We start from the raw sequence: 9,328 nt of genomic DNA, 5'->3' as shown, positions 1-9,328 counted from the left end.
CCCCCCCCCCCCCCCCCCCCCCCCCCCCCCCCCCGCTGCCGCCTCGGCCGACGGCGGCAGCAGGTCGGCGAGCAGCGCCTCGACGCGGCGCCGGATCTCGTCGCGGATGGGCCGGACGGCCTCGAGGCCCTGGCCCGCCGGGTCCTCGAGGGCCCAGTCCTCGTAGCGCTTGCCCGGGAAGATCGGGCACGCGTCGCCGCACCCCATGGTGATGACGGCGTCGGAGGCCTGCACCGCCTCGGTGGTGAGGACCTTCGGCCGCTCGGCGGTGATGTCGATGCCGACCTCGGCCATGGCCTCCACGGCGGTCGTGTTGATCTGCTCGGCGGGCATCGAGCCGGCGGACCGGACCTCGACGGCACCGCCGGACAGGGCGGTCGTGAAGCCCGCCGCCATCTGGCTGCGGCCGGCGTTGTGGACGCAGACGTACAGGACGCTGGGGCGCTCGCTCATCGGGACTCCTCGGCTCGGGGCCGGCTGGTGGCTCGGGCGGGGGCGGTCGGGTCCCCGGGGAAGAAGCGCCGCCCCGCCCACAGGGCGACGTAGACGAGGGCGACGAGCACGGGCACCTCGATGAGAGGGCCGACGACGCCGGCGAGCGCCTGCCCCGAGGTGGCGCCGAAGGTGCCGATGGCCACGGCGATGGCGAGCTCGAAGTTGTTGCCGCTCGCGGTGAAGGCGAGCGTCGACGTCTTCGCGTAGCCCAGGCGCAGACGCATGCCCAGCAGGAACGACCCGGCGAACATCAGCACGAAGTAGGCGAGCAGCGGCAGGGCCACCCGCGCGACGTCGAGCGGGGCCGACGTCACGGCCTCCCCCTGCAAGGCGAAGAGCACGACGATCGTGAAGAGCAGCCCGTAGAGGGCCACCGGCCCGATCCGCGGCAGGAAGCGGCCCTCGTACCAGTCGCGCCCCTTCGCGCGCTCGCCCAGCGTCCGCGTGAGGAAGCCGGCGACGAGCGGGACGCCGAGGAAGACGAGCACCGAGACGACGATCGCCCCCACGGAGAACTCCGCGGACGCCGTCCCCAGGCCGAGCCAGCCCGGCAGGACCTGCAGGTAGAACCAGCCCAGGCCGGCGAAGGCGAGGACCTGGAAGACCGAGTTGATCGCGACGAGCACCGCGGCGGCCTCCCGGTCCCCGCACGACAGGTCGTTCCAGATGAGCACCATGGCGATGCACCGCGCCAGCCCCACGATGACGAGCCCGGTCCGGAGCTCCGGGGAGTCCGGCAGCATCAGCCAGGCCAGGGCGAACATCAGCGCGGGGCCGACGACCCAGTTGAGGACGAGCGACGCCACGAGCAGACGCCGGTCCCCGGTGACGCGGGCGGTCTCGGAGTACCGGACCTTCGCCAGCACCGGGTACATCATCAGCAGCAGGCCGACCGCGATCGGGAGGCTGACCTCGCCGACCGTCACCGCCTGGAGGGCGTCGCCGACGCCCGGCGCGAGCCGCCCCAGCAGCAGGCCGACGGCCATGGCGAGCACGATCCACACGGGCAGGAAGCGGTCGAGGACGGACAGGCGCGCGACGACCGGGGCGTCCGGCGGCGCAGGGCGGGCGGTCTCGGCGACGGCGTCGCTCACGGGCAGCTCCGGGGTCGGGCCGGGTGGCCGGCGGCGGGTCGACGCGGTCGCCCAGCAGGATCGACCGACGTCGATGCTGCCGGGCGGGGGCGACCGTCGTCAACATCGACACCCGTCGATGCCGCGGGCTAGCCTCCGGCGGTGAGCACGACCCCCGCGCCGGTCCGCGACGCCGCGACCTGCTGCGCCGCACCGCTGACGGCCGCGCCGCTGGACGCCGACGAGGCCGCCCGCCTGGCGCACGTCCTCAAGGCCCTCGCCGACCCCGCGCGCCTGCGGCTGCTCTCGCTCGTCGCCGCCGCCGACGGCGCCGAGGCCTGCGTCTGCGACCTCACCGGGCCCGTCGGGCTGAGCCAGCCGACGGTCAGCCACCACCTCAAGACGCTCGTCGACGCCGGCCTCCTGACGCGCGAGCGGCGCGGCTCCTGGGCCTTCTACGCGCTCGTGCCGGGCGCCCTCGACGCCGTCGCCGGCGCCCTGCAGCACCCCGGGCGCTGAGCGCGAGGTCGTCGCGGCGGGGTCCCCGCGAGCGGTCCGTCGGCGGGTCCGGTACCCGGAGCCACGTGTTCACCAGGTCGTCGCCCGGCGCCCGCCCGCTGCCCGCCCGACGTCCACCGCACGAGGACGACGCTGCCGTCGCACCCGCCCCGCCGCCGCGCGCCCCCCTGGTCCTGCGACGCCGACGGCCGGGCACCCAGCGCACAGCGGAGGACCCATGTCCGGATCGCACCACGGCGCCCACGGCCACTCGCACGGCGACCACGCCCACGACCACCCGCACGAGCACGGCCACACGCACGGCCACCCCCACACCCACGAGGCGACGCCGGTCGAGGGCGGCGTCCTCGGCGAGGCCGTCGACCTCACCGTCCCGGACGCCGAGCTGAGCCCGGCCGCGCTGAGCCGCCGCGGCGTCCTGCGCGGCGCCGGCCTGCTCGGCGCCGGCCTGTCCGCCGCCGGCGCGGTGGGTGCCGCGAGCCCGGCCGCCGCCGTCGGCCGTCCCGGCGGTGACCGCCCCGGCGCGCGCTACCAGTGGCTCGCCGGCGACCACCACATCCACACGCAGTACAGCCCCGACGCGATGTACCGGGTCAGCGACCAGGTGCGCGCCGCCAACCAGTACGGCCTGGACTGGATGGTCATCACCGACCACGGCGGCGAGACGCACGCCCGCATCGGCGTCGAGAAGACGAACCCGGACATCCGGGCGGCGCGGCGCTCCAACCCCGACGTCCTCGTCTTCCAGGGCCTGGAGTGGAACATCCCCTCGGCCGAGCACGGCACCGTCTTCGTCGCGCCGGGGCCGGACGAGGTCTCCGTCCTCCAGCAGTTCGAGCAGGGCTACGACGGCAGCGTCCAGGGCGCGAGCAGCAGCTCGCCGGCCAACGAGGCGCTCGCCGTCGCCGGGCTCACCTTCCTCGCCCAGCAGGTGCGCGAAGGGCGGACGCCGGACGCGCTCATGCTCGCCAACCACCCGGCGCGCAACGGCGTCGACTCCCCCCACGAGATCCGCGGCTGGCGCGACGCCCCGGGCCGCATCGCGATCGGCATGGAGGGCGCCCCCGGCCACCAGGCCGCCGGCATCCCCGCCGACGCGCTCGGCCCCGGCTCGGCGCGCGGCTACTACGGCAACTCCCCCAGCGCCAACAGCTTCGCCGGGTACCCGCTGGAGAGCTACCGCACGTGGGGCGGCTTCGACTGGATGACGTCGACGGTCGGCGGCCTGTGGGACAGCCTGCTCGCCGAGGGCCTGCCGTGGTGGGTCACGGCGAACTCCGACAGCCACTCCGTCTACGGCGACTGGTCGGTCAACCCCACCGGCAACGACCGGAGCGCGACGGGCCCCGACGGGCGCGTCTTCGAGGTCGACGGCCTCTACAGCGACCCGGTCTACGGCGGGCAGATCCAGACGGGCAGGGGCGACTTCTGGCCCGGCTTCTACAGCCGCACCCACGTCGGCGTCCCCCGCGCCGGCTACCGCCAGGTGATGGCGGCCATGCGTGACGGCCGGGTGTGGGTCGACCACGGCGGTCTCGTCGACGCCGTCGACGTGCGCGTGCGCGCCGTGACGGCGACGTCGCGGGAGTCGACGCTCGGCGGCTCGCTGCGGGTCCGGCAGGGCGACGACGTCGAGGTGACCATCACCGTGGCCCTGGCCTCCGGCCCGAACTGGGCGACCTTCCGGCCTGAGCTGGCACGGGTCGACGTCGTCCTCGGCCAGGTGACCGGGGCGGTCACGGACCGCGACGTCTTCACGACGCCGAGCACGCGCGTCGTCCAGTCCTTCGACACCACCGGCGTGCGCGCGCAGGGCGGCACGGCGTCGTTCACCTACACGGTGCGCGACGTCGGCGGCCCCTTCTACGTCCGCTTCCGCGGCACCGACGGCAAGCGCTCGCAGGTCGGGATCTACGGCGCGGCCGTGGACCCGCAGGGCCCGGCGCTCGACGTCGAGGGCGACGCGGACCCGTGGGAGGACCTGTGGTTCTACACGAACCCGGTCTTCGTGGTGCCCGAGGGCCGGCCGCGCGGGCGCCGGTGACGACGACCAGCACGCGCCCGGCGTCCCCTGCTGCGGGGGCGCCGGGCGCTCGGCGGCCCCACGGAGCCGGCGCCGGCGGCACGGCGTGGCACGTCCTCGGCCTGCTGACGCCGCACCTGCGCCGACCGGCCGAGGTCGACCACGCGGCCGCGCTCGTCGAGGCGGTGCCCGGGCTGCCGGCGGGGACTCTCGTGGGCAGCTCGCTCGTGCCCGCGTCGTCGGGCTCGCCGCAGCACCTGGGCCTCGTCATCCTCGCGACGTCGCCGCTGCCCGAGGAGGTCGCGGCCACCGTGGCGGCGGCCGCGGGCGCCGGCGGGGCCGGGACGCACGTGGCCGAGCGCGCGACCTCGGGCGTGGTCGACCGCGTCGCCGTCTTCCCGGGGCGCGAGCGCCTCGTCGGGGTGGTCGCGGCGCGCGACCTCCTGGCCATGAGCGCGGTGGAGGCGCTCGTCGGGCTCGGCGGCCTCGCCGTGCCGGCGGACGCCGTCGTCGACACCCGCGGCCACGTCCGCCCCCGGCTGGCGGACGGCCGGCTCGTCCTCGACGTCCAGCCCTCCCGCGGCGGCCGGTGGGTGCCGTTCGAGCCGCCCGTCCAGCACTCCTGCTGCAGCGCGCACTGACGGGCGGGGGCACGGGCCGAGAGCCCGGCCCGCTGTCGGTGGCCGGCCCTACGGTCAGCCGGCATGACGCCCTCGCGCCACGTCAGCGTCGGGATCGCCGCACCCGCGGAGCGGGTCCACGCCTACGCCGTCGACCCGGCGCACCTCCCCGCGTGGGCGGCCGGCCTGGCCAGCAGCACCGTCGAGCGGGTGGACGGCGCCTGGGTCGCCGAGTCACCCATGGGGCGCGTGCGCATCGCCTTCGCCCCGCCCAACGAGCTCGGGGTGCTCGACCACGTCGTCAAGCTCCCCGACGGCGACGAGGTGCTCAACCCGGTGCGCGTGCTCCCCGACGGCGAGGGCTGCGAGGTCGTCTTCACCGTCCGGCACCGCGCCGGCATGGGCGAGGAGGACTTCGAGAGCGACTGCCGGGCCGTCCTCGCGGACCTCGAGAGGCTGCGGGACCTCATCGAGGGATGAGCGCACCGCTCGACCGCTGAGGACCGGCGCCACCGGCGGTCTGCACCCCGCCACCCCTGGCGACTGCCGCCCGCTGACCTTCCGGAGGACCCGTGTCGTACCAGGCCTACCTCGACGCCCTCGAGGCGAAGACCGGCAGGACCCCTCGCGAGCTGCTCGACCAGGCTCACGAGCGCGGGTTCGGGCCGACGAGCAGGGCCGCGGACGTCGTCGCGTGGCTGAGGGACGACTACGGCGTCGGCCGCGGCCACGCCATGGCCTTCTACGGCGTGCTCAAGAACGGCTCTTCCATCAGCGACGCGCACGTCGGCTCGACGGGGACGCACCGCGACGCGTCCACCGAGCTGCACCTCGACGGCGTCGCCGCCCGGGAGCCGAACAGCCGCTGACGCCGTCCCCGCGGGCGCAGGGCCGATGAGTGGCCCCGCCACCGCCGGTCTCTCCGGCATGACGCTGCTGCGCTACTGGATCAACGCCTCGCTCGACGGCTTCATCGCCGACGCCGACGGCAGGTTCGACTGGAGCGAGCCGGACGCCGAGGTCCACGCCTTCTGCAACGAGCAGGAGCGCTCGATCGGCACCCACCTGTACGGGCGCCGGCTCTACGAGACGATGAGCTACTGGGAGACCGCCCACGAGCAGCCCGACCAGACCCCGGTGGAGGACGAGTACGGGCGCATCTGGCGTGCCGCCGACAAGGTCGTCTTCTCCCGCACGCTCACCGAGGTGGGCACCGCGCGGACCGAGCTCGTGCGCGACTTCGACGCGAGCGACGTGGCGCGGCGCAAGGAGCGGGCCGACGGGGACATGAGCATCGGCGGCGCCGAGCTCGCCGCCGTCGCCCTGCGCGCGGGGCTCGTCGACGAGGTCGGCCTCGTCGTGCACCCGGTCGTCGTGGGCGGCGGGACGCCGGCTCTCGCACCCGGCCTGCGCCTGGACCTAACGCTCGACGAGGAGCGCCGCCTGCCGGGGGGCCTGGTCTTCCTCCGCTACCGGGTCCGGCACTGACCTGGCAGACCCGGTCCTGCCGTCGGCGTCGACGGCGCCGGGCTCAGGCCGCGAGGTCGTGGGCGTCGGCGTGGTCGGCGGCAGGGGTGGGGGCACCGGCGAGGTCGTCGGCCGCGCGGCGTCCCGCCAGCTCGGTCCGGTGCACCAGCGGCGCACCGCCGCGGCCCGCGTGGGGCGGGGCCACGACGTCGGCGGGCACGCCGCGCGCGAGCACGGGCGTGAGGGCGAGCAGGGCCACGAGCAGGACGGCGACGACGACGCACACGGTGGCGATCACGACAGCTCCTCGGGACGGGTCGCCGGTGGTCCGGCGACGTCCTGCAAGACTCCGCCTCCACGGCGGGCCGCGTCGTCGTGCCCGGGTCCGGTCCTCCCGGGCCTCGGACGTCAGACACCGGGTGGACGCCGTCCCCGCCTGGTCGGAGGGCGGCCCGGGGTCCACGCCGACCGGGCGACGGCGGACCGACCCCGCGCTGCTGATGAGGCGGTCCGCCCCGGGCGCGGGGCCGGGCGAGATGCGGGAGGTGCGCTGTGGACGAGATCGAGACGGTCGACGACGGCGACGCCCTGCCGGACGTGCAGGTCGTCGTCGCGCACCGGGCGCGCGCCACGCTGCGGGTCGGTGACGTCTTCCTCAAGGTCGACCCCGACCGCGCGGGCATCGACGCCGAGGTCGCCGCGATGGCCGCGGTCGCCGTCCCCACCCCTCGGGTCCTCTGGCGGCGGCACCCGGTGCTGGCGATCGAGCGCGTCCGCGGCGCGGCGCTGGCCACCTTCGGCCAGCCCTCGCCCGTCGGCCCCGCCTCGTGGGTCACGGCCGGGGCCGCCGTCCGGTCCGTGCACCGCACCCCGCTGCCGACCGGCGCCGCCGCCGCGCCGGCCGACGGGCTCGCGCGGCGCCTCGAGGAGGCCTGCGCGTGGTTCCTCGCCCACGACGTCGTCCCCGCCGACGTCGTCCGGCGGAACCGCGAGCTGGCGCTCCTGGCGCTGCGCCCGCGCACCCCCTGCTTCACGCACGGCGACCTGCAGCCCGACCACGTCTTCGTCGAGGACGACGTCGTCACCGGGGTCATCGACTGGTCCGGCGCCGGAGCCGGGGACCCGCTGCTCGACATCGCCGTCCTCACGCTCGGTCACCCCGAGCACCTGGACGACGTGGTCTCCGGCTACCGCGGGGACGTCGACCGCGACCTCGTCCGGGCGTGGTGGGCGTACCGCTGCCTCACGGCGGTCCCGTGGCTGGCCGAGCACGGGTTCGGCCCGCCCGGCGCCTACCCCGAGACGGCCGTCCTCCTCGCGGCCGCCCGCTGACCGGGCGCGGGAGCACGCGCGAACACCGACGCACCGTTGTCGCGAGGAGGTCCGAGGGTGGGCCCATGACCGAGAGCTCGAGCACCACCACGACCGCTTCCTCCGCCCAGGACTCGCTCGACCGGTGGCTGACCATGTGGAACGGCGACGCCGACATCGCCCTGCAGGTCTGCGCCGACGACTACCGCATCCACTTCGCCGTCACCGAGGCCGACGGGTCGACCCCCGCCGACGACATCCGCACCGCCGAGGACTTCCACCGGTACCTGCGCTGGTGGCACGCCGAGCACCCCGGCGTCGTCTTCTCCCGCGTCGCCGACGCGGTCGACGGCGAGCACGGGCGCCTGCTGTGGGACATGGAGGTGGCCGGCACGGTCGTCGGTGGGGTGGACGTGTTCGACTTCGACGCCGACGGCCGGGTCCGACGGGTGTGGTCCGTCGGCGGCCGGCGGAGCATGCGCAGCTGACCGGGCACCGCCCCCGTCGGCCCACCCCCGGTACACCTGGCGCATGAAGCGAGCCGAGCGGCAGTACGCCCTCGTCGACCTGCTCCGCGGAGCGCGTCGGCCGTGGTCGGCCGCTCGGCTCGCGGCCGAGTTCGGCGTCTCCTCGCGCACGATCGAGAGGGACGTCGCGTCGCTGCAGGTCGCCGGGGTCCCGATCTACGCCGACCACGGCGCTTCAGGCGGCTACTCGGTCCTGCGCGAGCACTCCCTGCCGCCGCTCGCCCTCACGGCCGAGGAGTCCCTGGCCGTCCTCGCCGGGCTCGCGCTCCTGGACTCCTCGCCGTACCGACGGGCCGCCCGCCGCGCGCACGACAAGGTCACCGCCGTCATGGACGAGCGGCACCACGCGCCCGTCCACGAGGTGCTCGGCAGGCTCCGGGTCATCGACGCCGTGGCCGCGACCGACGACGTCGTCCCGGTGGACCTGCTCTCCGACGTCGTGGCCGCGCGTCGCGTCGTGCGGCTCACCTACGTCGGCGAGGCCCCGGACGGGGGCCCGGACCCGACCGCCACGACCACCCGTGACGTCGAGACCATGGGCCTCCTGCGCGCCGGCGACGCCTGGCTCCTGGCGGGCTGGTGCCGCCTGCGCTCCGCGATCCGCGGCTTCCGCCTCGAGCGGATCACGCGGCTGGACGTCCTCGACGAGGTGCCGCCGCGCCGCGACCCCGCTCTCCTCGAGGCGGACCTCGCCCGGTGGCCGGTCCGGCGCCTCGACGACGTCCGCCCGCCGGCCGCGAGCCCACGGGCGCGACGGGCGTCGCCGCGGTCCGACGCGCCCCGCCGGTGAGCCCGACGCCTCGCGGGTGCCGCCTCCTCGCGCCGACTCCGACGTCGCACGCCGAGTCCGACGTCGTGCGTGTCCTGGCCGCCTCCGGACCTGCGCGTCGTCGGACCCGAGCTCGGACGTCGGACTCGGCGCGCCACCTGCGGGCTGGGAGCCTCAGCCCGGCGGCAGCGCGCGCGGGTCGAGCCCGAAGGGCAGCTCGAGGCGGTGGGCGCGCAGCAGCGCGGCGTCGGCGAGCAGGTCGCGCGTCGGGCCGTCGGCGACGACGCGGCCCTCGTCGAGGAGCACCGCGCGCGGGCACATCTGCAGGGCGAACGAGAGGTCGTGGGTGACGACGAGCTGCGTCGTCGCCAGGCCGGCGAGGACGTCGGCGAGCTCGCGTCGGCCCGCCGGGTCGAGGTTGGCCGTCGGCTCGTCGAGCACGAGCACCTCGGGGTCGGTGGCCAGCACGGTCGCGAGCGCCGCCCGGCGCCGCTGGCCCTGGGACAGGTGGTGCGGCGCGCGGT

General features: G+C 76.2%; 13 protein-coding genes. 9 read left to right on the top strand and 4 right to left on the bottom strand.

The window, feature by feature from the left end:
* Nucleotides 1-453 (bottom strand): arsenate reductase ArsC (locus tag WDV85_RS14975; RefSeq protein WP_339571386.1); only part of this gene is annotated, 453 nt, incomplete at its 3' end.
* Nucleotides 450-1,589: an ACR3 family arsenite efflux transporter gene (gene arsB / locus WDV85_RS14970; RefSeq protein WP_339571385.1), complete on the bottom strand. Its 1,140-nt coding sequence runs from the start codon at nucleotides 1,587-1,589 to the stop codon at nucleotides 450-452. The genes arsB and WDV85_RS14975, both read right to left, overlap by 4 nt.
* A 141-nt stretch (nucleotides 1,590-1,730) precedes the next feature.
* Between arsB and WDV85_RS14965 the strand changes: the two genes are divergently transcribed.
* The 6 genes from WDV85_RS14965 to WDV85_RS14940 all read left to right on the top strand — a co-directional run bounded on the left by WDV85_RS14965 (nucleotide 1,731) and on the right by WDV85_RS14940 (nucleotide 6,218).
* Nucleotides 1,731-2,087, top strand: a complete 357-nt coding sequence (locus WDV85_RS14965; protein ID WP_339571384.1) for a metalloregulator ArsR/SmtB family transcription factor — start codon at nucleotides 1,731-1,733, stop codon at nucleotides 2,085-2,087.
* Nucleotides 2,088-2,304: 217 nt separating this feature from the next.
* Nucleotides 2,305-4,131: a PHP domain-containing protein gene (locus WDV85_RS14960; protein ID WP_339571383.1), complete on the top strand. Its 1,827-nt coding sequence runs from the start codon at nucleotides 2,305-2,307 to the stop codon at nucleotides 4,129-4,131.
* Nucleotides 4,128-4,751, top strand: a complete 624-nt coding sequence (locus tag WDV85_RS14955; RefSeq protein ID WP_339571382.1) for a hypothetical protein — start codon at nucleotides 4,128-4,130, stop codon at nucleotides 4,749-4,751. The genes WDV85_RS14960 and WDV85_RS14955 overlap by 4 nt, the downstream gene beginning before the upstream one ends.
* A gap of 63 nt (nucleotides 4,752-4,814) precedes the next feature.
* Nucleotides 4,815-5,210: an SRPBCC family protein gene (locus WDV85_RS14950; protein ID WP_339571381.1), complete on the top strand. Its 396-nt coding sequence runs from the start codon at nucleotides 4,815-4,817 to the stop codon at nucleotides 5,208-5,210.
* A 92-nt stretch (nucleotides 5,211-5,302) separates the two neighbouring features.
* Nucleotides 5,303-5,599 carry a DUF4287 domain-containing protein gene (locus tag WDV85_RS14945; protein ID WP_339571380.1) on the top strand — a complete coding sequence of 99 codons (297 nt, stop codon included), beginning with the start codon at nucleotides 5,303-5,305 and terminating at the stop codon, nucleotides 5,597-5,599.
* 25 nt (nucleotides 5,600-5,624) lie between these two features.
* On the top strand, nucleotides 5,625-6,218 hold the full coding sequence (locus WDV85_RS14940; protein WP_339571379.1) for a dihydrofolate reductase family protein: 594 nt from the start codon (nucleotides 5,625-5,627) through the stop codon (nucleotides 6,216-6,218).
* A gap of 43 nt (nucleotides 6,219-6,261) precedes the next feature.
* Here the strand turns inward: WDV85_RS14940 and WDV85_RS14935 are convergent, their stop codons facing one another.
* Nucleotides 6,262-6,495, bottom strand: coding sequence for a hypothetical protein (locus WDV85_RS14935; RefSeq protein WP_339571378.1), 234 nt, complete (start codon nucleotides 6,493-6,495; stop codon nucleotides 6,262-6,264).
* Between the two features lie 290 nt (nucleotides 6,496-6,785).
* Here WDV85_RS14935 and WDV85_RS14930 point away from each other — a divergent pair, with 290 nt between their 5' ends.
* The 3 genes from WDV85_RS14930 (at nucleotide 6,786) to WDV85_RS14920 (ending at nucleotide 8,825) form a co-directional block, all read left to right on the top strand.
* Nucleotides 6,786-7,529, top strand: coding sequence for a phosphotransferase family protein (locus WDV85_RS14930; protein WP_445263358.1), 744 nt, complete (start codon nucleotides 6,786-6,788; stop codon nucleotides 7,527-7,529).
* Nucleotides 7,530-7,594: 65 nt separating this feature from the next.
* On the top strand, nucleotides 7,595-7,996 hold the full coding sequence (locus tag WDV85_RS14925; protein WP_339571376.1) for a nuclear transport factor 2 family protein: 402 nt from the start codon (nucleotides 7,595-7,597) through the stop codon (nucleotides 7,994-7,996).
* A gap of 43 nt (nucleotides 7,997-8,039) precedes the next feature.
* Nucleotides 8,040-8,825: a helix-turn-helix transcriptional regulator gene (locus tag WDV85_RS14920; protein ID WP_339571375.1), complete on the top strand. Its 786-nt coding sequence runs from the start codon at nucleotides 8,040-8,042 to the stop codon at nucleotides 8,823-8,825.
* Nucleotides 8,826-8,978: 153 nt separating this feature from the next.
* Here the strand turns inward: WDV85_RS14920 and WDV85_RS14915 are convergent.
* Nucleotides 8,979-9,328, bottom strand: a 350-nt coding sequence (locus WDV85_RS14915) for an AAA family ATPase (RefSeq protein WP_339571374.1), incomplete at its 5' end; no start/stop codon positions are given.

The sequence above is a fragment of the Pseudokineococcus sp. 5B2Z-1 genome (assembly GCF_037482305.1).
Lineage (GTDB): Bacteria > Actinomycetota > Actinomycetes > Actinomycetales > Quadrisphaeraceae > Pseudokineococcus.
Note: the sequence above shows the minus strand (reverse complement) of the source record. Positions and strands in the feature narration are given on the sequence as shown.